19 protein-coding genes are annotated in these 22,037 nt (G+C 74.5%); 8 read left to right on the forward strand and 11 right to left on the reverse strand.

From position 1 onward, the window contains the following. Positions 1-51 precede the first annotated feature (51 nt). Positions 52-2,892, forward strand: a complete 2,841-nt coding sequence (locus tag EAH89_RS33000) for an FAD-dependent oxidoreductase (RefSeq protein ID WP_140881815.1) — start codon at positions 52-54, stop codon at positions 2,890-2,892. A 19-nt stretch (positions 2,893-2,911) separates the two neighbouring features. Here the strand turns inward: EAH89_RS33000 and EAH89_RS05645 are convergent, their stop codons facing one another. Beyond that, positions 2,912-3,118 (reverse strand): hypothetical protein, encoded by a 207-nt coding sequence (locus tag EAH89_RS05645; RefSeq protein WP_140881816.1) that lies wholly within the window; start codon positions 3,116-3,118, stop codon positions 2,912-2,914. Positions 3,119-3,163: 45 nt separating this feature from the next. Then, complete coding sequence (locus tag EAH89_RS05650) at positions 3,164-4,126, reverse strand: tripartite tricarboxylate transporter substrate binding protein (protein ID WP_140881817.1); 963 nt, start codon at positions 4,124-4,126, stop codon at positions 3,164-3,166. A 201-nt stretch (positions 4,127-4,327) separates the two neighbouring features. On the opposite strand from EAH89_RS05650, the gene EAH89_RS05655 reads away from it, so the two are divergent. Both EAH89_RS05655 and EAH89_RS05660 read left to right on the forward strand, forming a co-directional pair. After that, a complete protein-coding gene (locus EAH89_RS05655) occupies positions 4,328-5,851 on the forward strand; it encodes an acyl--CoA ligase (protein WP_140881818.1) in 1,524 nt (507 codons plus the stop codon). A 31-nt stretch (positions 5,852-5,882) separates the two neighbouring features. Beyond that, a complete protein-coding gene (locus EAH89_RS05660) occupies positions 5,883-6,866 on the forward strand; it encodes a 2-dehydropantoate 2-reductase (protein WP_140881819.1) in 984 nt (327 codons plus the stop codon). On the opposite strand, the gene EAH89_RS05665 is transcribed toward EAH89_RS05660, so the two are convergent. Further along, entirely contained in the window at positions 6,854-7,651 is a 798-nt protein-coding gene (locus tag EAH89_RS05665) for a fumarylacetoacetate hydrolase family protein (protein ID WP_140881820.1), read from the reverse strand. The two genes, EAH89_RS05660 and EAH89_RS05665, sit on opposite strands and share 13 nt — an antisense overlap. A gap of 312 nt (positions 7,652-7,963) precedes the next feature. Between EAH89_RS05665 and EAH89_RS05670 the strand changes: the two genes are divergently transcribed. From EAH89_RS05670 to EAH89_RS05680, 3 genes are all read left to right on the forward strand, one after another. Continuing rightward, the gene (locus EAH89_RS05670) at positions 7,964-9,340 is read left to right on the forward strand and encodes a PQQ-dependent sugar dehydrogenase (protein ID WP_241666872.1); all 1,377 of its coding nucleotides are present in this window, start codon (positions 7,964-7,966) and stop codon (positions 9,338-9,340) included. Next, a complete protein-coding gene (locus EAH89_RS05675; protein WP_140881821.1) occupies positions 9,340-9,678 on the forward strand; it encodes a c-type cytochrome in 339 nt (112 codons plus the stop codon). Before EAH89_RS05670 ends, EAH89_RS05675 begins: the two co-directional genes overlap by 1 nt. 145 nt (positions 9,679-9,823) lie before the next feature. Continuing rightward, complete coding sequence (locus EAH89_RS05680; RefSeq protein ID WP_140881822.1) at positions 9,824-10,888, forward strand: SDR family oxidoreductase; 1,065 nt, start codon at positions 9,824-9,826, stop codon at positions 10,886-10,888. Positions 10,889-10,903: 15 nt separating this feature from the next. On the opposite strand, the gene EAH89_RS05685 is transcribed toward EAH89_RS05680, so the two are convergent. The 4 genes from EAH89_RS05685 to EAH89_RS05700 are packed head-to-tail and all read right to left on the reverse strand — an operon-like array spanning position 10,904 to position 15,528. Further along, the gene (locus EAH89_RS05685; protein ID WP_140881823.1) at positions 10,904-11,875 is read right to left on the reverse strand and encodes a Bug family tripartite tricarboxylate transporter substrate binding protein; all 972 of its coding nucleotides are present in this window, start codon (positions 11,873-11,875) and stop codon (positions 10,904-10,906) included. A 56-nt stretch (positions 11,876-11,931) separates the two neighbouring features. Further along, positions 11,932-13,293 (reverse strand): LLM class flavin-dependent oxidoreductase, encoded by a 1,362-nt coding sequence (locus EAH89_RS05690; RefSeq protein ID WP_140881824.1) that lies wholly within the window; start codon positions 13,291-13,293, stop codon positions 11,932-11,934. A gap of 28 nt (positions 13,294-13,321) precedes the next feature. Then, the gene (locus EAH89_RS05695) at positions 13,322-14,554 is read right to left on the reverse strand and encodes a CaiB/BaiF CoA transferase family protein (RefSeq protein WP_140881825.1); all 1,233 of its coding nucleotides are present in this window, start codon (positions 14,552-14,554) and stop codon (positions 13,322-13,324) included. Beyond that, the gene (locus tag EAH89_RS05700) at positions 14,551-15,528 is read right to left on the reverse strand and encodes an HpcH/HpaI aldolase/citrate lyase family protein (RefSeq protein WP_140881826.1); all 978 of its coding nucleotides are present in this window, start codon (positions 15,526-15,528) and stop codon (positions 14,551-14,553) included. Before EAH89_RS05700 ends, EAH89_RS05695 begins: the two co-directional genes overlap by 4 nt. 207 nt (positions 15,529-15,735) lie before the next feature. Here EAH89_RS05700 and EAH89_RS05705 point away from each other — a divergent pair, with 207 nt between their 5' ends. Together EAH89_RS05705 and EAH89_RS05710 are read left to right on the forward strand one after the other, a co-directional pair. After that, a complete protein-coding gene (locus tag EAH89_RS05705; protein ID WP_161993489.1) occupies positions 15,736-16,656 on the forward strand; it encodes a LysR family transcriptional regulator in 921 nt (306 codons plus the stop codon). Between the two features lie 117 nt (positions 16,657-16,773). After that, on the forward strand, positions 16,774-17,463 hold the full coding sequence (locus EAH89_RS05710) for an NnrU family protein (RefSeq protein WP_140881828.1): 690 nt from the start codon (positions 16,774-16,776) through the stop codon (positions 17,461-17,463). A 25-nt stretch (positions 17,464-17,488) separates the two neighbouring features. Here the strand turns inward: EAH89_RS05710 and uxuA are convergent, their stop codons facing one another. Genes uxuA through EAH89_RS05730 form a run of 4 tightly spaced genes read right to left on the reverse strand, consistent with a single transcriptional unit; the run spans position 17,489 to position 21,997 of the window. Further along, on the reverse strand, positions 17,489-18,685 hold the full coding sequence (gene uxuA / locus EAH89_RS05715; RefSeq protein WP_140881829.1) for a mannonate dehydratase: 1,197 nt from the start codon (positions 18,683-18,685) through the stop codon (positions 17,489-17,491). A 26-nt stretch (positions 18,686-18,711) separates the two neighbouring features. Next, positions 18,712-20,193, reverse strand: coding sequence for a mannitol dehydrogenase family protein (locus tag EAH89_RS05720; protein ID WP_206667460.1), 1,482 nt, complete (start codon positions 20,191-20,193; stop codon positions 18,712-18,714). A 26-nt stretch (positions 20,194-20,219) separates the two neighbouring features. Next, complete coding sequence (locus EAH89_RS05725) at positions 20,220-21,497, reverse strand: TRAP transporter large permease (RefSeq protein WP_140881830.1); 1,278 nt, start codon at positions 21,495-21,497, stop codon at positions 20,220-20,222. Continuing rightward, complete coding sequence (locus EAH89_RS05730) at positions 21,497-21,997, reverse strand: TRAP transporter small permease (protein WP_140881831.1); 501 nt, start codon at positions 21,995-21,997, stop codon at positions 21,497-21,499. Before EAH89_RS05730 ends, EAH89_RS05725 begins: the two co-directional genes overlap by 1 nt. Positions 21,998-22,037: the final 40 nt, after the last annotated feature.

A 22,037-nucleotide genomic window follows, 5' to 3' on the forward strand; every position in this document is an offset into this window, starting at 1 on the left:
GCCGCCTGCCTATATCCTGACTGCCCTGCCCCGAAGGCCCCGCCCCCGCCCATGCGCCTCGACACGCCCGGATTCAGCCCCCTCGGCCCCGCCCTGACCTTCCGCTTCGACGGCGAGCCCGTCACGGCGCTGCCCGGCGAGACCGTCGGCGCCGCCCTTGCCGCCAGCGGCCGCCTCGCGCTCCGCCGCACCGCGGCCGGCGCGCCGCGCGGCCTCTACTGCGGGATGGGCGCCTGCTGGGACTGCGCCGTGACAATCGACGGCCGCGCCGGGGAGCGCGCCTGCCAGGTGAAGGCCGCGCCGGGCCTGGACGTCCGCTCGGCGCCCCCGGGCACCCCCACCCCCTTCGGGTTCGACGCGGCGCCGCCCGCCGAGCCGGAGGAGCACCGCCCGGACCTGCTGGTCGTCGGCGCCGGTCCCGCCGGCCTCTCCACCGCCATCGAGGCCGCCCGCGCCGGCGCCGTCGTCACCGTGCTCGACGAGCGCGACGCGGCGGGGGGCCAGTACCTCAAGCCCCTGGCCGCCCACGCGGCCGACCGCCCCGACGCCCAGCACCGCCGCGGCGACGCGCTGCGCGCCGAGGCCCGCGCGGCGGGCGTGCGGCTGGAGACCGGCGCCCTCGTCTGGGGCGCCTTCGCGCGGGACGAGGTGGCGGCGCTGCTGCGGGGGCGGGCCGCCCTCTTCCGCCCCCACCAGCTCCTCCTCGCCCCCGGCGCGCACGAGCGGCCCGTGGCGCTGCCCGGCTGGACGCTGCCCGGCGTGATGACCACGGGCGCCCTGCAGACCCTCGCCCGCGCGGGCCGCGTCTCCCCCGCCCCGGTGGTGGTGGTGGCCGGCAACGGCCCGCTGAACCTCCAGCTCGCCTGCGAGCTGGTGGAGGGAGGCGCGCGCGTGGCGGCCGTGGTCGAGGCCGCGCCCCGCCCCGGCCCCCGCGCCTGGCGCGACGCGCTCCGGATGGGCCTCGCCGCGCCGGACCTCGCCTGGGACGGCACCCGCTACCTCCTCCGCCTCCGCCGCGCGGGGGTGCCGGTGCTCTGGGGCGCGCGGGTCGCGGCCTGCGAGGGCGAGGGGCGGCTGGAGCGCGTCCGCGTCGCCGCGCCCGGCGGCGAGCGGGTCCTCGAGGCGGGCGCCCTGGCCCTGCACCACGGCTTCGTGCCGGAGACGGGCCTCGCCCGCGCGCTCGGCGCCGCGCACCGGGCGGGGCCGTCGGGCGCGCTGGAGACGGTCACCGACGAGGAGGGCCGCACCGACGTCCCGGGCGTGGCCGCGATCGGCGACGGCGCCGCGGCGGGCGGGGCGCGCGCCGCCCTCGCCATGGGGCGGATCGCCGGCCGGGCGGCGGCGCGGGCGCTCGGCCTCGACGCCCCCGCCCGCGCCGCGGACCGCGCCGCGCTGGACCGCGCCCGGGCCTTCCAGGCCGCGCTCTGGCGGCTCTTCCGCGCGCCCCCGCCCGCCGCCCCGCCCGACGACGTGATCGCCTGCCGCTGCGAGGAGGTGACGGCCGGCGCCGTCCGCGCCGCCGGGGGAACGGCCGTCGCCGCGCGCCGCGCCACGCGGGCGGGCATGGGCGCCTGCGGCGGCCGCTTCTGCGCCTCCACCCTGCGCGACATCCTCGGCCCGGCGCCCGGAGAGGCCGGCTTCGCCGCGCCCCGCGCGCCGCTCCGCCCGGTCCCCGCCGCCGCGATCTGGCACCCGCGCCCCGAGGCCGCGCGCGAGCGCCTCTACGACGCGCCCGCCCTCCCCCGCCGCTGGACGACCGCCTCCCCGGCCCCGGTGCCGCCGGACTGCGACGTGCTGGTCGTGGGCGGGGGCGTCGTCGGGCTCTCCACCGCGCTGTTCCTCGCGCGGGAGGGCCGCGACGTGCTGGTGGCCGAGCGCGGCGAGCCCGGCCTGGGCGCCTCCACCGCCAACGCCGGCAGCCTGCACGTCCAGCTCCTGGCCTACGCCTTCGGGGACGTCGGCGACCCCGGGCCGCTGGCCGAGGCGCTCGCCCTCGCGCCGCCGGCCGTCGCCCTCTGGCGCGAGCTCGCGGCCGCGGCCGGGGAGACGCTCTCGATCCGCACCGAGGGCGGGCTGATCCTCGCCGACACGCCCGACGCCCTCGACTGGCTGCGCCGCAAGACCGCCTTCGAGCGCGCCCGCGGCATCGAGGCCGAGGTGATCGGCCCCGCCGAGCTCCGCGACCTCGCCCCCGCCCTGCGCCCCGGCCTCGCCGGCGCCTCCTGGTGCCCGGCCGAGGGGCAGATGGACCCGCTGCGGGGAACCGCGGCCCTGCTCCGCCTCGCGCGGGCGGCGGGGGCACGGGTGGCGCCGGGGCTCGAGGTCCTGTCCCTCGCCCGGGACGGCGCGGGCTACCGCGTCGGCGTGCCCGGCGGCGCCTTCCGCGCGGGGCGGATCGTCAACGCCGCTGGGCCCCACGCCATGGCGGTGGCGCAAATGCTGGGGGAGGCCCTGCCGATGCGCCTCGTGGTGCAGCAGGTGATCGCCACCAGCCCGGGGCCGCCCTCGCTCCGGCCGCTCGTGCAATGGGCGCGCCGGCACCTTTCCCTGAAGCAGACGGACTCCGGGCAGCTTCTCATCGGCGGCGGCTGGCCCGGCCGCCTCGACGAGGACGGCGCGGCGCGGCTCATCCGGGAGGCGGTCGAGGGCAACCTCTGGACCGCGGGGCAGGCCCTGCCGATGCTGTCGGGCCTCCGGGTGCTGCGCGCCTGGGCCTCGCCCAACATCCACCTCGACCGCGGGCCGCTGCTGGGCGAGAGCGCCCGCAACCCCGGCCTGTTCCACGCCATCACCTCGAACGGCTGGACCCTGGGCCCGCTGGTCGGGCGCCTGGTCGCGGAGGCCATCCTCGGACGGGGCGGCCCGCCGGCGGCCTTCGCGCCGGGACGCTAGCGGCCGGGCCGCGCGCCCTTCAGGCGGGGCGGCGCGCCCTCAGCCTCGGCCAGGCGACGCCGAGGGCGATCGCCCCGACCACCGCCACCAGCCAGGCGGCGGAACGGGCGGCCTCGCGGTAGCCCTCCAGCTCCCACGCCGCCAGCCAGCCGTCCAGGGCCGCGAAGACCGCGGCGGCGAGGATCACCGCCGTCAGGACACCCAGCTTGTCAGCCCACCGCGCCATGCGCCCCCGCCCTTCCCGTTGCGCCCAAGGACCCGCCGCCGGGGATCAGGTGTTGATCCAGGGCGTGCGGCGCCACAGCTCGGTGTAGCGGCTCTGGGTGGCGCGCATCCGCGCCTCCCAGACCGGCCCGGGCTCGACCGTCGGCTCGATGAACTGCGCCTCGAAGGCGCGCGCCGTCGCGGGGTCGGTCGCCGCCTCCTGCATCGCGTCGCGCAGCCGCTCGGTGATGCGCGACGGGGTCGCGGCGGGCACGACGAGGCCGCGCTCGGAGTACATCTCGAAATCGAGGCCCAGGCTCTTGAAGGTCGGCGTCTCCGGCGCGAAGCGGCTCCGCTCCGCCCCGCCATGCGCCATGAAGCGCGTGCCGCGCGGGTCGGGCATCGCCTCGCCGATGGAGACGCAGTTCACCTGCACGAGGTTGGACAGCAGCGCCGTGCGCTGCACCGGGGCGCCGTTGTAGTGGACGATGGTGAAGCGCGCGCCCGTCAGGCTCGAGATGAGCGCCATCATCAGGTGGTCGTCGGTCCCGATCCCCGAGGTGGAGACGGTGATGTCGTCGGGCGCCGCGAGGGCGCGGCGGATGAGGTCCGGCACGTCCTGGATGGGGCTGTCCGCCCGCACCATCAGCCCCGTCGGGTCGGTCATGATGTTGCCGAGGAAGGCGAAGCTGTCGAGGTTGTACTGCGCCCGCCGCTCCACCGGCACGGTGACGAAGGAGGGCATGTTGGTCAGCCCCAGCACGTGCCCGTCCGGCCGCGAGCGCGCGACGTAGGACAGCGCCACCTCGCTCGAGGCCCCCGGCCGGTTCGTCACCGTGATCGGCTGGCCAAGGCGCGTCTCGAGGTGCCGGGCGAAGAGCCGGGCGACGACGTCCGTGCCGCCCCCCGGCGCAAAGCCGACGACGAGTTCCACCGGCCGGTCGGGCCTCCAGTTCGAGGCGAGCGCGGGCGCGGCGAGGGGAGCTGCGAGCAGGCTGCCAAGAAGGGCACGGCGCGGAAGTGGCGTCATCGAGGATCCTCCAGGAGGGATATCCTCAGTAACGCCACCCCGGCCGCGCCGGGAACGGCCGCCGCGCGCGGCGAGATTGAAAGCTGTAAAGCCTTGCACCGCGCCGGCGGTAAACCTGTAAAGCCTTTACGGCGCCGGCCCCGGAGGCTTTCGCCACCGCCAAATGATGGTAGCCTCCGCCCAACATCGAGGAGGAGGCGCATGGTGGCACACCAAACCATCGCGGGACTGCTGGCGGACGGAGCGGCCTCGTCGCCCGCGATCCGCGCGACGGAGGGCCGCCCCGCGCTGACCTACGGCGCGCTGCGGGACCTCGTCGGCACCACCGTCGCCGCGCTGAACGCGGCCGGCATCGGGCGCGGCGACCGCGTCGGCATCGTGCTGCCTAACGGCCCGGAGATGGCGGCCGCCTTCGTCGCCGTGGCCTCCGCCGCGACGACGGCCCCGCTGAACCCCTCCTACCGCCAGGAGGAGTTCGAGTTCTACCTCGACGACCTCAAGGCCCGCGCGCTCGTCGTGCTCCGCGGCGACGAGACGCCCGCGCGGGCCGCCGGGATGAAGCTCGGCGTGCCGATCCTCGAGCTCGTGCCCGACCTCGCGTCCGGTGCGGGCGCCTTCGCGCTGGAGGGCGGGGCGCCCGGCCGCGCCGCGAGGCCTGGCCCCGCGGAAGCGGAGGACGTCGCGCTCGTCCTGCACACCTCCGGCACCACCGCGCGGCCGAAGATCGTGCCGCTGACCCACGCGAACGTCACGGCCTCCGCGCGCCACATCGGCGTTGCCCTCGCGCTGACCCCCGCCGACACCTGCCTCAACATCATGCCGCTCTTCCACATCCACGGCCTGATCGCGGCGGTGCTCTCCTCGCTCGCCGCCGGCGGCGCGGTGTGCTGCACGCCCGGCTTCGACGCGCTGCGCTTCTTCCGCTGGATAGATGAGGAGCGGCCGAGCTGGTACACGGCCGTGCCGACCATGCACCAGACGATCCTCGCGCGGGCGGAGCGCAAACGCGACATCATCGCGCGCGCCCCGCTGCGCCTCCTCCGCTCCTCCTCGGCCTCCTTGCCCGGCCCGGTGATGCAGCAGCTCGAGGCGGTCTTCGGCGCGCCGCTCGTCGAGAGCTACGGCATGACCGAGGCCGCGCACCAGATGTGCTCGAACCCGCTCGCCGGCCCGCGCAAGCCCGGCAAGGTCGGGCTGCCCGCCGGGCCGGAGGTCGCGGTCATGGCCGACGACGGCACGATCCTGCCCCAGGGCTCCATCGGCGAGGTGGTGATCCGCGGCCCGAACGTGATGGCCGGCTACGACGCGAACCCGGAGGCGAACGCGAAGGCCTTCCTCAACGGCTGGTTCCGCACCGGCGACCAGGGCCTCTTCGACGAGGACGGCTTCCTCCTGCTCACCGGCCGGCTGAAGGAGCTCATCAACCGCGGCGGCGAGAAGGTCTCGCCGCTCGAGGTGGACGGCGTCCTCTCCGAGCACCCGGCAGTGGCCCAGGCGCTCACCTTCGCCATTCCCCACGCGAAGCTCGGCGAGGAGGTGGGGGCCGCCATCGTGCTCCGCGACGGCCAGGCGTTGACCGAGCGCGAGCTGCGCGACTTCGCCGCCGTGCGCCTCGCCGACTTCAAGGTGCCGAAGAAGGTAGTGTTCCTCCCGGAGATCCCGAAGGGGGCGACGGGCAAGCTCATGCGCATCGGCCTCGCCGAGAAGCTCGGCATCTCGCTCTGACCACGCGCATCGACCAGGCGAGGAGCTTCGCATGAGGATCTGCATCTTCGGGGCCGGCGCGATCGGCGGCCTCATGGCCGCGCGCCTCGCGGCCAAGGGCGACGCCGAGGTCACCGTCGTGGCGCGCGGGCCGCATCTCGCGGCCATGCAGGCGAACGGCATCCTCCTCCGCAGCGAGGGCGAGGAGATCCGCGCGCGCCCGCGCTGCGTCGGCACCGCCGAGGAGGCGGGGCCGCAGGACTACGTCGTCGTCACGCTGAAGGCCCACTCCCTTCCCTCGGCCGCGCCGGGCATGCAACCCCTTCTCGGCCCCGACACGGCGATCGTCTCCGCCGTCAACGGCGTGCCCTGGTGGTACTTCCACAAGCTGCCCGGCCCCTTCGAGGAGACGCGCGTGCGGAGCGTCGACCCGGACGGGCAGGTCTGGGAACGCCTGCACCCGTCCCGCGTCATCGGCTGCATCATCTACCCCGCCGCCGAGGTCGCCGAGCCCGGGGTGATCGAGCACACCTACGGCGACCGCTTCACCCTCGGCGAGCCCGACGGCGCCCGCACCCCCCGCATCGCGGCCCTCTCGGAGGCCCTGATCGGCGCCGGCTTCAAGGCGCCGATCCGGCCGCGCATTCGCGACGAGATCTGGGTGAAGCTCTGGGGCAACCTTGCCTTCAACCCCATCAGCGCGCTCACGGGCGCGACGCTCGACGTCATCACCGCCGATCCCGGCCAGCGCGGCGTCGCGCGCGCGATGATGGTGGAGGCGCAGGCGGTCGCGGAGCGGCTCGGCACGCGCTTCGCCATCGACGTCGACAAGCGCATCGCGGGCGCGGCCGAGGTCGGCGCCCACAAGACCTCCATGCTGCAGGACCTGGAGCGCGGCCGCCCGATGGAGATCGACGCCCTGCTCGGCGCCGTGGTGGAGCTCGCCGAGCGCGTGGAGGTGCCCGTTCCCACCTGCCGCACCGTCCTCGCGCTGCTGCGCGGCCGCGGACGCGCCGCCGGCTGCTACGAAGGCTGAGCCGGCGCCCCCTCCGCGGGGGCGAAGACGTTCCGCAGCGTCCCGATGCCATCGATGGTGACCTCCACCACCATGCCCGGCCGCATCGGCAGCGCGCCGACCGAGGTGCCGCAGGCGATGACGTCGCCGGGCTCGAGCGTCATCTCGCGCGAGAGCAGGGAGACGATCCGCGCGGGCGGCAGGATCATGTCGCTGACCGGGTAGTCCTGCCGCACCCGCCCGTTGAGCGCCACGCGCACGCGCAGCGCGGAGGCGTCGAGCCCCGTCGCGATGGCGGGGCCGATCGGGCCGAAGCTGTCGCAGCCCTTCGCGCGCGCCCATTGCGGGAAGGAAGGATCGGCGTTCAGCAGGTCGAGCGCCGTCACGTCGTTCACGCAGGTCAGCCCGAAGATGGCGGAGGCCGCCTCCTCCTCCGTCGCGTCCTTGCAGCGCCGCCCGATGACGAGGCCGAGCTCCCCCTCGTAGATCACGCGCCCGGCGTAGCCGGCCGGCGGCCGGATCGCCTCCTCCGGCCCCACGACGCTCCGCGATGACTTGAGGAAGTAGAGCGGCGTCTCCGGCAGCGCCCAGCCCGCCTTGGCCGCGGCCTCGTGGAGGTTGTTCCAGAGCCCGATGAAGGCGCCCGGACGCACCGGGGCGAGGAATCGCAGGCCCGCCGCCGGGATCGTCTCGCCACTGGGCGTGGGGGCCGCGAAGAGGTCGCCGCTATGGGGCTGAATGCTGTCGCCCTCCAGCGTGCCGAAGCCCTCGCCGCCCGCGTGCTGGAACCGGACCCACAGCGCCATGTCGCCCCCTCGCCATCCCCGCTCAACTCTGGCGAAGCCGGGAAGCGGTGGCAACGGGCGGCCTCCTCGCCGACACCACCGATCACCGCGTCGATCGGTGAATGGCCAGGCCTCGCGCGCGCTGCAGAACCACCGCGGGGTGCATCCCTCGCCCACTATCGCGGTACCGGGCGGCCACGCGGAATGCAATTCGCCGGAAAGTTGCCGCCGAGGGCTCTCCTCACGGCGATGTCATTGCCATCGGCGCCGCGGTCTCAGCATCCTCCGCTCGCCGGTCGCGGCAAACAGCAAAAAAATTGTGGAGGTACGCTCGTGGAAGGTAAGGCATTCCTGGTTGGCGCCGGCCTGCTGCTGGCCTCGGTGGCGTCGATGGCGCTGGCGCAGCAGCAACAGCCTCAACCGGGCCGCGGCGTTCCCTCGAACACCGCCGGCTCCACGCCCGGCGAGACGCCGACCAACGTGCGCCCGCCGCCGGGCGGGCCCGTGCAGGGACAGGCCGACAACCTCGAGCGGCTGCAGCAGTTCCGCACCACCGGCGCCTCCCTGCAGATCGAGACCGTTCCCCAGGAGGGGCGCCGCGCCGACGCGCTGCGCCGCAACCTCGAGCGCATCCGCCTGCCGGAGGGCTTCCGGATCGACCTCTACGCCGTCGTGCCGGACGCGCGGCACATGGCGGTGGGCGCCGGCGGCGTCGTCTTCGTCGGCACGCGCAAGACGCGCGTCTGGGCGCTGACCGACCGCGACCGCGACCGGGTCGCCGACGAGGTGAAGGTCTTCGCCCCCTCCATCGGCTTCTCCGTCCCGAACGGGCTCTGCTTCTCGCCGGACGGCATCCTCTACGTCATCGAGCACAACCGGGTCGTCGCCTTCCCGGCCGCGGAGTTCTTCTACGAGAGCCCGGACGTCGCGGCCGAGGTCGTGGTGCCGCAGGGCCAGCTCGTCCCCGCGTCGGAGGAGAGCTTCAACCACGGCGCGCGGGTCTGCCGCATCGGTCCGGACAACAAGCTCTACATCTCGCTCGGCCAGCCCTTCAACGTGCCGCCGCCGGCGAAGCTCGACCTCTACGGGCAGGTCGGCATGTCCGGCATCATCCGCATGGACCGCAACGGCCAGAACCGCGAGGTCTACGCGCGCGGCGTGCGCAACTCCGTCGGCATCGCCTTCCGGCCGAACTCGAGCGAGCTGTGGTTCACCGACAACCAGGTGGACGGCATGGGTGACAACACCCCGCCCGGCGAGATCAACCGCAGCACCGCGGCCGGCCAGCACTTCGGCTTCCCCTGGTACGGCGGCGGCAACGTCCGCACCCGCGAGTACGCCGACAGCCAGCCCCCGGCCAACGTCGTCTTCCCGGTGGTCGAGACGCAGAACCACGCCGCCGACCTCGGCATGACCTTCTACGACGGCCGGATGTTCCCCGAGGAGTACCGCGGCGCCATCTTCAACGCCCAGCACGGCTCCTGGAACCGCACGGAGCCCGTGGGCGCGCGGGTGATGGTGACCTTCCTCAACCCCGACGGGTCGGTGAAGGAGAGCAAGCCCTTTGCCGAGGGCTGGCTGGACGACGAGACGAACGAGTATCTCGGCCGTCCCGCCGACGTGGCCGTGCTGCGCGACGGCTCGCTGCTCGTCTCCGACGACATGGCCGGCGCCGTCTACCGCATCTCCTACAACCGCAGCCGTCGCTGATGCGGCGGGCAGCGGCCCTGGCGGTGCTGCTCCTGGCGGGGGCGGCCACCGCCCCCGCGCGGGCGCAGGACGGCGACGCGCGGTCCGGCCGGCGGCTCGCCGCCGGCATCTGCTCGAGCTGCCACGGGCGGGACGGCATTGCCACCCTGCCCGAGGCGCCGAACCTGGCCGGGCAGAACCCGGCCTATGTCGTGGCCCAGCTCCGCGCCTACCGGGACAAGACGCGGCAGAACGAGCAGATGACCATCGTGGCGCAGGAGCTGACCGACCAGCAGATCGCCGACCTCGCCGCCTGGTACGCGGCGATCGAGGTCACCGCGACCATCCCCGGCCGCTGACCAGCCGGGAACAACCCGGCGCCTCCGATCAGAGCGGGCCCTCATCGCAACTTAAGGTGACCACCCGCCGCGCCCGCGCGCCTAGCCGTGCCCGGCCCGACCGCCCACTTGCGCTGGCCAGCAAGAGCGGACGAGGTCTCGGAATATGGCGGGTACGGCACTGATCGCGGGCGTGAGCGGCATCGTGGGCAACAACCTGGCCCGGCACCTGCTGCGGAACGGCTGGCAGGTCAGTGGCCTCGCCCGTCGCCCGCCGGCGGGGATCGAGGGGTTGCGGCCCGTCGCCGCCGACCTCCTCGACCCCGCCGCGCTCCGGGCCGCGCTCGCGGAGGAGCGCCCGAGCCACGTCTTCATCACCACCTGGCTGCGGCAGCCGACGGAGGCGGAGAACATCCGCGTCAACGCCGCCATGGTGCGCAACCTGCTGGACGCGCTCCGCCCGGGCGGCGGGCTGCGGCACGTCGCGCTGGTGACCGGGCTGAAGCATTACCTTGGGCCCTTCGAGAACTACGGCAAGGGAAGCCTGCCCGCCACGCCCTTCCGCGAGGAGCAGCCGCGCCTCGACGTCGAGAACTTCTACTACGCGCAGGAGGACGAGGTCTTCGCCGCCAGCGCGCGCGACGGCTTCGGCTGGAGCGTGCACCGCCCGCACACCATCATCGGCTACGCCGTCGGCAACGCGATGAACATGGGCGTGACGCTGGCCGCCTACGCCACGCTCTGCCGCGAGACCGGCCGCCCCTTCCTCTTCCCGGGCTCCGCCGCGCAGTGGAACGGCCTCACCGACATGACCGACGCCCGCCTCCTCGCGCGCCATCTCGAATGGGCCGCGACCACCCCGGCCGCGCGCGACCAGGCCTTCAACGTCGTCGACGGCGACGTCTTCCGCTGGAGCTGGATGTGGGGCCGCCTCGCGGCCTGGTTCGGCCTCGAGCCCGCCCCCTTCCCCGGCCAGGGCACGCCGCTCGAGGCGCAGCTCGCCGACGCCGCGCCCCTCTGGCGGGAGATCGCGGCGCGGCACGGCCTCGTGGAGCCCGACCTCGGCCGCCTCGCCTCCGCCTGGCACACGGACGCCGACCTCGGCCGTCCCATCGAGGTCGTCACCGATATGAGCAAGAGCCGCCGCCTCGGCTTCCTGGACTACCAGGCAACGGACGACGCCTTCCTCGACCTCTTCGCCACCCTGCGGGAGGCGCGCGTCATCCCCTGACGGCACGCCGTTCCCTCACCCCCGTGGAAGCAGGTTCTCGCGCGCGGCGAGCTCCCAGCGCGCGTCCTCCTGCCGCATCAGCTCGGCGAGCGCGTCGAGGCCCATGGGCGCGGCGTCGACGGCCAGGCTGTCCAGGCGCTGCTTCATCACGGCCTCGCCGAAGGCCGCGTTGATCGCGTCGTTGAGCCGCGACGCCACCGCCGGCGGCAGGCGCGCCGGGCCGAAGAGGCCGAACCAGCCGATGAAGTCCGCGCCCTCCACGCCGCTCTCCCGCAGCGTCGGGACGTCCGGCAGGAAGCGCGACCGTTGCGGGGCGCTGATCGCGAGCACCTTCACCGTGCCGGCCGCGCGCAGCGGCATGACGGTCGCCGTGCTCGCCCAGGCCACGGGGATGTGGCCGCCGGTGAGGTCGGCCAGGTAGGCGCCGCTGCCGCGATAGGGCACCTCCACCATCTCCACGCCCGCGCGCTTGGCGAGGTTGTTGGCGGTGAAGGAGGTCTGCGCGTCCGCCGTCGCCTGGGCGATCGTCCCCGGCCGCGCCTTCGCCGCGCGGATGAGGTCGGCGACGCTCGCGAACTCGCTCCCCGGCCCGGTGACGAGCACGAGCGGGTAGCGTGCGAGGAGTGCGACCGGCGTGAAGTCGTTCACGGGGTGGTAGGCCAGCCGCGGCACGATCTGCCGGTTCATGATGTGCGTGCTCGTCGCCGCGACGAAGGTGTAGCCGTCCGGCGCCGCCCGGGCCACGGCCTCGGTCCCGACCACGCCGTTGGCGCCGGCCCGGTTCTCGACGACGAAGTTCTGCCCGAGGGTGTGCGACAGCAGCTCCCCGATCGCGCGCGTGGTCACGTCCGTCCCGCCGCCCGGCGCGTAGGGCACGATGACGCGGACGGGCCGGTCGGGCCAGGCCTGCGCCCGCGCCGCGCGCGGGAGCGCCAGCAGGGCGGGGACCGTGGCGGCCCCGAGGATCCCGCGCCGCGTGATCGTCATGTCTCTCTCCCTCTCGACCCCGGTGCCGCGCCCGGCGCGCGCCACCACCCGCCCCGTCACGCCGCCGACCGCCGCAGGCCGCCCGCCGGGTGCATCGGCAGGCGCAGGTTCTCGCGCAGCGTCGCGCCCTGGTATTCCTTCTGGAACAGCCCGCGCCGCTGCAGCTCCGGCACGACGTGGCGCACGAAGTCCTCGTAGGACCCCGGCATGTGCGTGGCCGCGAGGACGAAGCCGTCGCAGGCGCTGCCGAACCACTCCTCCATCCCGTCCGCGACCTGCTTGGCCGTGCCCACGAAGCAGGGGAACTCGCGGATCGTGCCGCGCCCGGAGAAGTGCACGAAGTCGCGCACTGTCGGGTTCGCCTTGCCGCTGAGGGAGACCACGCGGTCGCGGAAGCCGTGCCAGGAGAGGCCGGCCAGCTCCTCGTCGCTGAAGGGCTCGTCCATCGGCTTCTTGCTGAAGTCGACGTTCAGCACCTCGCAGAGAAGGTTCAGCCCGTCCACCGGCTTCGCCAGCCCGTCGATATAGGCCTTCTTGTCCTCGGCCATCGACTGCGTCTCGCCGACGATCGCGTAGACCGCGGGGGCGATGCTGACGCTGGCGGGATCGCGCCCGGCCGCGGCCAGCGCCGCCTTCATCTCGGCGTAGCCCTTGCGGCCCGCGGCCAGGTTGGGGAAGACCGCGAAGATCATCTCCGCCCAGCGCGAGGCGAAGGCCCGCCCGCGCCCGCTCTGCCCGGCCTGGATCAGCACGGGCTGCCCCTGCGGGGAGCGCGGCACGGGGAAGGGCCCGCGGGAGCGGAAGTACTTCCCCTCGTAGTCCAGGCGCCGCACCTTCGCCGCGTCGGCGAAGCGCCCGCTCTCCTTGTCGAGGATCAGCGCGTCGTCGTCCCAGCTGTTCCAGTGGCCCGTCACCACCTCCAGGAACTCGTCCGCGCGGTCGTAGCGCGCGTCGTGCTCGAGGTGCTCGGACCGGCCGAAATTCGCCGCCTCCGAATCGTTCAGCGACGTCACGATGTTCCAGGCGGCCCGCCCGCCGATCATCAGGTCGAGCGTCGCGAAGAGGCGCGCCACGTGGAAAGGCTCGTAGTAGGTGGTGGAGTAGGTCGCGCCGAGCCCGAGCCGCGAGGTCGCGAGCCCCATCGCCGTCACGATCGGCATGAGGTCCATCTTCACCGCGCGCACCCCGTTCTCGACGGTGGAGGCGTGGTCGTTGCCGTAGATGTCGGGAATCGCCAGCCGGTCGTCGAAGAAGGCCATCTGGAACTTGCCGGCCTCCAGCACGCGGGCGATGCGCTGGTAGTACTCGGGCCTCAGGAAGTCGCTCATGCTCCCCTCGTGCCGCCACGAGGCCGGGTAGTTGGAGCAGTTCTGGGCCTGGAGGAAGGCCACGAGGTTCATCTGGCGGGGCGCGGTCATCGCGGGGGCACTCCTGGCGGATCGGTCTTCAGACGGCACCGGCGGCGCGCAGGGCGGCGATCTCCGCCTCCTCCAGGCGCAGCAGGTCGCGGAGGATGGCGTCGGTGTCGGCGCCCAGCGCGCGCCCGGTGTGGCGCAGCGCGGGCGGCGTCTCGGACAGCGCGGGCACGCCCGCCGGCAGCACCACGCGGCCGATGCGCGGGTCCTCCACGTCGAGCATGTTGCCGCGCGCGCGGAACTGCGGGTCCTCGAAGATGTCGGCGATGCTGTTGATGGGGCCGCAGGGCACGCCGTGCCGGTCGCAGGCCGCGATCAGCCCCTCGTAGTCCTGCGCGCCCACCCATTCCGCGACGAGGGCGTTCACCGCCTCCCGCCCCGCCACGCGCTGGGCCGTGCGGCCGAAGGGCCCGGCCCCCGCCAGCTCCGGCCGCCCCATGGCCACGGCCAGCCGCTCGAACATCTTGTCGCTGCTGCAGGCGAGCGCGATCCAGCGGCCGTCCCGCGTGCACCAGTGCCCGTGGGGCACCACCGCCGGCACGTCCGCGCCCATGCGCTCCCTGACGGTGCCGTGCGCGGCGTAGACCGGCGCGATCTCGTCGAGCATCCGGAAGATGCTCTCGTAGAGGCCGATGTCCACGACCTGCCCGCGCCCGGTGCTCTCGGCCTGCCGCAGCGCCATCATCACGCCGACGCAGCCCCAGACCCCCGACATGTAGTCGGCGAGCGACGTGCTCCCCGGCACCACCGGCGGCCGCCCCGGCTCCCCCGCGAGATAGGAGAGACCCGCGAAGCCGTGGGCGATCCGCGCGAAGCCCGGCTTCTCGCGCATCGGCCCGGTCTGGCCGTAGGCGCTGATCCGCAGCATCACCAGCTTCGGGTTGATCGCGCTCAGCGCCTCCCAGCCGAAGCCCCATTTCTCCATCGTGCCCGGGCGAAAGTTCTCGATCAGCACGTCGGCCTCGGCCACCAGCCGGCGGAACACCGCGGCGCCCTCGGGGCTGCGCAGGTCGAGCGTCATGCAGCGCTTGTTCCGCGCCTCGCTCAGCCAGGCGAAGGTGTCGCCGCACTCCGTCGGCGTGCCGAAGCCGCGCAGCGGGTCGCCGCTGCCGGGCTGCTCGACCTTGATCACGTCGGCGCCGAAGTCGCCCATGATCGTGCCGCAGAAGGGACCCGCCAGGAAGGTCGCGATGTCGAGCACGCGCACGCCGGTCAGCGGCTGCGTCGCCGTGCCCACGCCGGCCGCCGGGATCGCGTCGGTCATCCGTCCTCTCCTCCCTCGCGGCGCGCGATCAGCGCGGCCCGCTCCATGATCGCCCGCGCCCGCCGCGCGTGGACGAGGTCCACGAGCACGCCGTCCATCCCCACCGCGCCGCCGCCCTCCGCCGCCGCCCCGTCCAGCGCCGCCGTCACGGCCCTTGCCCATTCGAGCTGCTCCGGCGCGGGGGAGAAGGCGCGGTTGGCGGCCTCCACCTGCGTCGGGTGGATCGCCCATTTTCCCTCGAAGCCGAGGGCACGCGCCCGCGCCGCGCTGGCCGCGAAGCCCTCGGGATCGCGGTAGTCGGTGTAGGGTCCGTCGATCGGCCGCAGCCCGTTGGCGCGGCAGGCGTTCACCACCCGCGCCAGCGCGTAGTGCCACTGGTCGTTCCAGTGCAGCGCCCGCGCGCCCTCCGCGCCGGGGTCGGTCAACACCGCGTAGTCTGGGCTCGGCCGGCCGAAGACCGTGTCGGGCGTGCGCAGGTCCGCGCTGTAGTCGCCCACGCCGAAGACCATCGCCTCCAGCCGCGGCGAGGCGGCGGCGATCTCGTCGGCATGGACGATGCCGCGCGCCGTCTCCAGCAGCACCTCGATCCCGACCGGCCGGTCGCGCGGGCGCTCGCGCTCCACGCTCGCCAGCAGCTCCGCCACGAAGCGCACGTCGAAGGCGCTCTCGGCCTTGGGCAGCAGGATGAGGTCGAGCCGCGGGCAGGCGCGCGCCACGTCCACGATGTCCCGCAGCACCCAGGGCGTGCCGAGCGCGTTCACGCGCACCGCCATGGCGCGCCGGCCCCAGTCGATGCCCTGCAGCGCCTCGATCACCCGCTCGCGCGCCACCTCCTTGGCGGCGGGCGCGACGGCGTCCTCGAGGTCGAGGAAGACGATGTCGGCCGGTCCCTGCGCCGCCTTGCCGAAGAAGCGCGGTTGGATGCCGGGCACCGCGAGCTCCGAGCGGTGCAGCCTCGCCGGGCGCTCAGCCATGCCGCCCCCCGCGCCCGGGGGCGCCGGGCCGTCCCGGGCGGGTCACGAAGGCCGGCGCGGCTCTGCTGCTCAATGGATGCCCCTCCCCGCCCGGTCTACGCCGGCGTCGTGGCGGGATGGAGCCAGGGACGGCCCTCGACGTCCAACGCAAAGGCCTGACATATTGATCAGCGCCGCTGATCAATGCCGCCGGGCGGAGTCCGCTGGATGAACGTCAACCTGAACCTCCTCCCGACCTTCGTCGCCGTGGCGGAAGGGGGCAGCTTCCGCCTCGCCGCCGAGACGATCGGGCGCACGCAGTCGGCCGTCAGCATGCAGATCCAGCAGCTCGAGGCGCAGCTCGGCCGGCGCCTCTTCAGCCGCACCACCCGCCGCGTCGCCCTGACGCCGGAGGGCGAGCAGCTCCTCGGCAAGGTCCGCGCCGCGCTGGAGGATCTCTCGGACGGGCTGCGGCAGGCGAGCGGCCTCGTCGCCTCGCATCGCGGCCGCGTCTCCGTCGCTTGCGCCCCCAGCCTGGCGGGCTCGCGCCTGCCGGGCGTGATCGCGGCCTTCCAGAAGGCCCACCCGGCCGTCAGCCTGCGGCTCCGCGAGCTGCCGCTGGCCGGCATCACCGAGAGCGTGCGGCGGCAGGAATCCGACTTCGGCGTCGGCCCGCCCCCGCTCTCGCCCGCCGGCCTCCTCTTCCAGCCGCTCCTCACCGACCCGGTCTGCGTCCTGTTCCGGACCGGCCTGCTCCGCGGTCAGCGCAGCGTCCGCCTCGCCGCCGTCGCGGACCAGCCGATCGTGCTGATGGGCGGCCTGCGCCCGATGATGGAGGAGGCGGCGCGGCGCTCCGGCCTCGCCTTGCCCGTCCGCCACGAGGCGCAGCAGATCCTGACCGTGCTCGGCCTCGTACGGGACGGGCTGGGCGTCGGGATCGTGCCCGGCATCGCCGTCCCCGACCCGCTGGAGGAGGGGCTGTCGGCGCTCCCGCTCGGCGGGCCGGGGCTGCACCGCGAGATCGGCATCATCACCCGCGCCGAGCGGCCGCTCCCGCCGGTGGCCACGGCCCTCGTCGCCCTGCTCCGCCGCTGCCTCTCCCCCGCGGCGGCCGCCAGGCCGCGCCCGGGGCCCCGGCGCCCGGCGTGACGGGGCTCCCGCCCCGGGGCGGCCGGTGATACCCTGGCGGACCATCCCGCGGCCCGCCGCGGAACCACGGTGCCGGCCGCGGCCGGCGCGCCAGGCTGCGGGGGACGCGAGGCAAGGATGCGCGGCTGGGGCGAGTTCATCGCGGCCTTCCTGGCCTTCCTTCTCTCCCACGCGCTGCCGGCCCGGCCCCTCCTGCGCCGCCGCCTGACCGCGCGGCTCGGCGAGCGGGGCTACCTCGCCCTCTACAGCCTCGCCTCCCTGGCCGTACTCGCCTGGCTCGTGGCCGCCACCGGGCGCGCGCCCTACGTCCCGCTCTGGACAGCCGAGCCCTGGCACCTCGCGGTGCCGAACCTCGCGGTGCCGCTGGCCTGCCTGCTCGTGGCCTTCGCCGCCGGGGCGCCCAACCCCCTCTCCTTCGGCGGCCCCGCCACCGGCTTCGACCCGGCGCATCCCGGCATCGCCGGCCTCGCGCGGCACCCCCTGCTGCTCGCGATCGGGCTCTGGGCCCTTGCCCACGCCGTGCCGAACGGCGACCTCGCCCACGCCGTGCTCTTCGGCAGCTTCGCGGGCTTCGCGCTGCTCGGCATGCTGGCGATCGACCGGCGCAAGCGCCGCCGGCTCGGCGCGCCGGAATGGGAGGCCCTGGCCGCGAGGACCTCGCTCTGGCCCGGGGCGGCGCTGCTCGCCGGCCGCTGGCGCCCCTCGGCGCCGCCCTCCGCGACCCGCCTCGCGGCCGGGCTCCTGCTCTGGCTCCTCCTGCTCCTCCTGCACCGCCCGGTCATCGGCGTCTCGCCGCTGCCGCCCTGACCACCGGCGGGGGCCGGGAGGCTCCTTAGAGCGGCAGCCCCTTCAGCCGCGCCACCGCCGCCATCACCCCGCGCAGCTCCGCCAGGCCCCGTAGCCGCCCGATCAGCGGGTAGCCCGGGAAGGTCGGCTTGCCGATGTCGTCGGCCAGCTCGTGGCCGTGGTCGGGCCGGAAGGGGATGCGCCAGTCCGCGCGCCCGGCGTCCCGGCGCCGCCCCTCCTCCGCGAGAAGCGCCTCCACCACCGCCACCATGTCGGTGTCGCCGCCGAGGTGGTCGGCCTCCATGAAGGACCCGTCCGGCTCCTTCGCCACGTTGCGCAGGTGGGCGAAGTGGATGCGGTCCGCGAAGCGCGCGGCGATGCGGGCGGGGTCGTTCGCCGGGTGCGCGCCGAGCGACCCCGTGCAGAGCGTCAGCCCGTTGGCCGGGCTGTCCGCCATGGCCAGGAGGTCGGCGATGTCCTCCTCCGTCGAGACGACGCGCGGCAGGCCGAAGAGCGGGCGCGGCGGGTCGTCGGGGTGCATGGCCAGGCGCATGCCCAGCTCCTCGGCGGTCGGGACGACCTCCTCCAGGAAGCGCCGGAGATTCGCCTTCAGGTCCGCCGCCGTCATCCCGCCATAGGCCGCGAGGATGCGCCGCAGCCCCGCGACGTCGTAGCGGTCGTAGGCGCCGGGCAGCCCCGCCATGATGGAGGCCAGCAGCACCGCCTTGTCCTCGTCGCTCGCCGCCTCCACCCAAGCCCTGGCGCGGGCGAGGAGATCGGGCGCCACCCCCTCCTCCGCCCCGGCCCGCCCGAGGATGAAGACGTCGAAGCCGACATACTCGTGGGCGTTGAAGCGCAGCGCCCGCCCGCCGCCCGGCAGCGTGTGCCGCAGCTCCGTGCGGGTCCAGTCGAGCACGGGCATGAAGTTGTAGCAGATGGTCGTCACCCCGCAGGCCGCGAGGTGGCGCATCGACCGGCGATAGTTCTCGAACAGCGCCCCGCAATCCGCGTCGCCGCGCCGGATCTTCTCGTGCACCGGCAGGCTCTCGACCACGCGCCAGTGCAGCCCGAGGGAGGGGTCCGCCGCCAGCACCGCCTGGCGCCGCTCGATCTCCTCCACCGTCCACACCTCCCCGTAGGGAACGTGGTGCAGCGCGGTGACGATGCCGCGCGGGCCCGCCTGCCGGATGTGGTCCAGCCGGACGGCGTCGTCGGGGCCGAACCAGCGCCAGGTTTCTTCCATCGCTCGCGGTCCTTGCGGAAGGGGTGTCAGCCCGCCGCGGCGGCGCGGGCGCCGCTCGCCAGCAGGCGTTCATAGGCGCCGGCCACGGCGGCGCGGAAGCCGGCATGGGCCGGCAGGTCGGTCCCGAAGATCGCCTCGAGGCCGAGCAGGGCGCCGAGGCGCGCCTTCGCATCCCCGCCCGAGGCCAGGGCGGCGCGGATCGCTGGCGCCAGTGGGTCGCGCAGCTCGATCGGCGCGCCCGTCTCGTCCAGGCCCTCGGCGTGGCGCGCCCAGGCCGCGACGGCGAGGGCGAGCGCGGGGATGGGCAGCCCGGCCGCGAGCCGCTCGCGCACCGTCGAGAGAAGGCGCTGCGGCAGCTTCTGCGACCCGTCCATGGCGATCTGCGCCGTCAGGTGCCGTATTGCGGGATTGCCGAAGCGCGCGAGCAGCTCGTCGGTGTAGGCCTCCAGCCCCTGCCCGGGGGGGGGCGGCACCATCGGCCGCACCTCCGCCCAGAGCCGCGCGAGATAGGCCGCGAGGGCGGGGTCGCCGACCGCCTCCACGATCGTGCGGTGCCCGGCGAGGGTGCCGAGATAGGCGAGCGCGGAGTGCGCGCCGTTCAGCAGCCGCAGCTTCATGTGCTCGAAGGGCCGCACGTCCGCCGTGAGCTGGGCGCCCGCCAGCTCCCAGGCGGGGCGGTCGCCGCCTTCGAAGCGGTCCTCGATCACCCATTGCCGGAAGGGCTCGTGCACGACCGGCGCCTCGTCCCGTAAGCCCGTCGCGGCCTGCACCTCCGCCCGGTCGTCCTCCACCGTCGCCGGCACGATGCGGTCGACCATCGTGGAGGGAAACGGCACCGCCTCCGCCACCCAGTCCGCCAGCCCCGGGTCGACGCGAGCGGCGAAGGCGCGGACGAGGCCCGCGAGCAGCGCGCCGTTGTCCGGCAGGTTGTCGCAGCAGAGCACCGTGAAGGGCCGCAGCCCCGCGTCGCGCCGGCGGCGGAGCGCCGCGGCCAGGAAGCCGACGGCCGTGCGCGGCGCGTCGGGCGAGGCAAGGTCGTGCCGGATGTCCGGGTGGTCCTCGCGCAGCCGCCCCGTCGCCGGGTCGTGGCAGTAGCCCTTCTCCGTCACGGTCAGGCTGACGATCCGCGTCTCCGGCGCGGCGAGCAGGGCGACGACCCCGGCCGGGTCCTCGGGCGCGACGTGCACCCCCAGCAGGTTGCCGACGACCCGCGCGCGCGCCCCGCCCGGCCCCCGCTCCAGCGCCGTGTAGAGCCCGCCCTGCGGCCCTAGCCGGTCGCGCTGGTCCGGCCGCTGGAGAGAGACGCCGACGATTCCCCAGTCCCCGCCCCGCGCGTTCAGCACGTCCTCCGTGAGGAGCGCGCCGTGCGCCCGGAAGAAGGCGCCGAGCCCGAGATGCACGATCGCGGGGCTCAGCCGCGCGCGGTCGTAGCGCGGCAGGGCCACCCCCGCGGGCGGCGGGTGCGCGGCCAGGGCATCGGGCGAGAGGCGGGGCATGGGATCGGGCATCGCGGCCGTGTCCTCGGGGGCGGCGTTCACTTGAAGTAGAGGCCCGGCAGCCAGAGGGCGAGCCAGGGCACGTAGCTGACGACGAAGAGCACGATGATGTTGCAGATCAGGAAGGGCACGATCGCCTTGCTGATGGAGCCGAGCGAGACCTTCGCGATGTTCGCCGCCACGAAGAGACAGACGCCGACCGGCGGCGTCGTCAGCCCGATCATGAGGTTCAGCACCGCGATGATCGCGAAGTGGATCGGATCGACCCCGACCGCCACCGCCACCGCGAGCAGCGGCGGGAAGAGGATGATCAGGGCCGCGATCGTCTCCATGAAGGTGCCGACGATCAGCAGCAGGATGTTGATCAGGAGAAGGATCAGGTACTTGTTCGTCGTCAGCGACAGCATGGCCGCGGCGATGGCCTGAGGGATCTGCTCGCTCGTCAGGATCCAGCCGAAGACGTTGGCGAAGCCCACCAGCAGGATCAGCGCCCCGGAGCCGATGGCGCTCTCGAGCAGGATGGCCGGGATCTGCCGGAGGCGGAACCCCTTGTAGACGAAGAGCCCGACGACCAGCGCGTAGAGGGCGGCGACCACCGAGGCCTCCGTCGGCGTGAACAGCCCGCCGACGATGCCGTAGAGGATGACCGCCGTCATCAGCAGCGCCCAAAAGGCCCCGCGCGAGGAGCGGAGGATCTCGCGGAACCCCGCCCACTCGCCCCGCGGGTATTCGCGGCGGACGGAGACGATGTAGACCGTGACCATCATCGCGATGCCCAGCAGCAGCCCCGGGATGGCGCCGGCGAGGAACATCTTGCCCACCGAGAGCCCGGACAGCGTACCCACGATGATCATCGGCACGCTCGGCGGGATGATCGGCCCGACCGTGGAGGCGGCGGCGGTGACCGCGGCGGCGAAGGGCGCGTCGTAGCCGGCCTTGCGCATCGCCGGGATCATGACGGCGCCGATGGAGGCGGTCTCGGCGACGGCCGTGCCGGAGATCCCCGCGAAGATCATCGACCCCGTGACGTTGGCCAGCCCCAGCCCGCCCCGGATGTGCCCGACGAGGGAGTTGCCGAAGCGCACGATCTGGTCGGTGATCCCGCCGCCGTTCATCAGGTTGCCCGCCAGCACGAAGCCGGGGATGCAGAGGAGCACGAAGCTGTCCATGCCCGCGTAGGCGTATTGCGCGACGACCGAGAGGTCGATGTCGGCGCCGATAAGGTAGACGGCGCTGGCCAGGCCGAGCGCGATGCCGACGGGCACCCCGAGCACGAGGCAGAGCGCGAAGGTCGCGAAAAGCAGCGACACAAGCATCAGGTGAGCTCCCCGTGCGAGGCGGGCGGCGTCTCGGCGAAGCCCAGGAGGCGGAAGAGCGAGAAGAAGGCGAGCGCGGCGGGGATCAGCAGCATGACCGCGTAGACCGTGATCATCGGCAGGTCGACCGAGCGCGCCCGCTCGCCGAGGCTGAAGGCGACGTAGTCGTAGGCGCCGGGGATGATGACGAGGCTGAAGCCGAGGACGATGACGTCCACCACGCGCTCGATGACGCGCCGGGCGGAGGCCGGCAGGGGTGCGACGAAGAGGTCCACGTTCACCATCTCGCCCCGGAGCAGCGCCAGCCCGCAGGAGAAGCCGACGAGGTAGACGAGGGCGAAGCGCGCGATCTCCTCGGTCCAGGAGGGGGCGGGGAAGCCGGGGATGCGGCCGAGGACCTGCACGGTGACCACACCGATCAGCACGGCGAAGGCCGCGAGCGTTCCCGCCCGGCAGACCGCGCGGACGGCGGCCAGGATGGCGGCGAGGGCCAGGCGCATGGGGTGTCCTTGTTGAAGGCCGCCGCCCGCCGCTCGGGCG

This window comes from Muricoccus nepalensis, assembly GCF_006438825.1.
GTDB lineage: Bacteria > Pseudomonadota > Alphaproteobacteria > Acetobacterales > Acetobacteraceae > Roseomonas > Roseomonas nepalensis.

What these genes read in the sequence shown, in the direction of transcription:
- EAH89_RS33000 (WP_140881815.1), top strand. Translation starts at nt 52, where the DNA reads ATGCGCCTCGACACGCCCGGATTCAGCCCCCTCGGCCCCGCCCTGACC.
- EAH89_RS05645 (WP_140881816.1), bottom strand. Translation starts at nt 3,118, where the DNA reads ATGGCGCGGTGGGCTGACAAGCTGGGTGTCCTGACGGCGGTGATCCTC.
- EAH89_RS05650 (WP_140881817.1), bottom strand. Translation starts at nt 4,126, where the DNA reads ATGACGCCACTTCCGCGCCGTGCCCTTCTTGGCAGCCTGCTCGCAGCT.
- EAH89_RS05655 (WP_140881818.1), top strand. Translation starts at nt 4,328, where the DNA reads ATGGTGGCACACCAAACCATCGCGGGACTGCTGGCGGACGGAGCGGCC.
- EAH89_RS05660 (WP_140881819.1), top strand. Translation starts at nt 5,883, where the DNA reads ATGAGGATCTGCATCTTCGGGGCCGGCGCGATCGGCGGCCTCATGGCC.
- EAH89_RS05665 (WP_140881820.1), bottom strand. Translation starts at nt 7,651, where the DNA reads ATGGCGCTGTGGGTCCGGTTCCAGCACGCGGGCGGCGAGGGCTTCGGC.
- EAH89_RS05675 (WP_140881821.1), top strand. Translation starts at nt 9,340, where the DNA reads ATGCGGCGGGCAGCGGCCCTGGCGGTGCTGCTCCTGGCGGGGGCGGCC.
- EAH89_RS05680 (WP_140881822.1), top strand. Translation starts at nt 9,824, where the DNA reads ATGGCGGGTACGGCACTGATCGCGGGCGTGAGCGGCATCGTGGGCAAC.
- EAH89_RS05685 (WP_140881823.1), bottom strand. Translation starts at nt 11,875, where the DNA reads ATGACGATCACGCGGCGCGGGATCCTCGGGGCCGCCACGGTCCCCGCC.
- EAH89_RS05690 (WP_140881824.1), bottom strand. Translation starts at nt 13,293, where the DNA reads ATGACCGCGCCCCGCCAGATGAACCTCGTGGCCTTCCTCCAGGCCCAG.
- EAH89_RS05695 (WP_140881825.1), bottom strand. Translation starts at nt 14,554, where the DNA reads ATGACCGACGCGATCCCGGCGGCCGGCGTGGGCACGGCGACGCAGCCG.
- EAH89_RS05700 (WP_140881826.1), bottom strand. Translation starts at nt 15,528, where the DNA reads ATGGCTGAGCGCCCGGCGAGGCTGCACCGCTCGGAGCTCGCGGTGCCC.
- EAH89_RS05705 (WP_161993489.1), top strand. Translation starts at nt 15,736, where the DNA reads ATGAACGTCAACCTGAACCTCCTCCCGACCTTCGTCGCCGTGGCGGAA.
- EAH89_RS05710 (WP_140881828.1), top strand. Translation starts at nt 16,774, where the DNA reads ATGCGCGGCTGGGGCGAGTTCATCGCGGCCTTCCTGGCCTTCCTTCTC.
- uxuA (WP_140881829.1), bottom strand. Translation starts at nt 18,685, where the DNA reads ATGGAAGAAACCTGGCGCTGGTTCGGCCCCGACGACGCCGTCCGGCTG.
- EAH89_RS05720 (WP_206667460.1), bottom strand. Translation starts at nt 20,193, where the DNA reads ATGCCCGATCCCATGCCCCGCCTCTCGCCCGATGCCCTGGCCGCGCAC.
- EAH89_RS05725 (WP_140881830.1), bottom strand. Translation starts at nt 21,497, where the DNA reads ATGCTTGTGTCGCTGCTTTTCGCGACCTTCGCGCTCTGCCTCGTGCTC.
- EAH89_RS05730 (WP_140881831.1), bottom strand. Translation starts at nt 21,997, where the DNA reads ATGCGCCTGGCCCTCGCCGCCATCCTGGCCGCCGTCCGCGCGGTCTGC.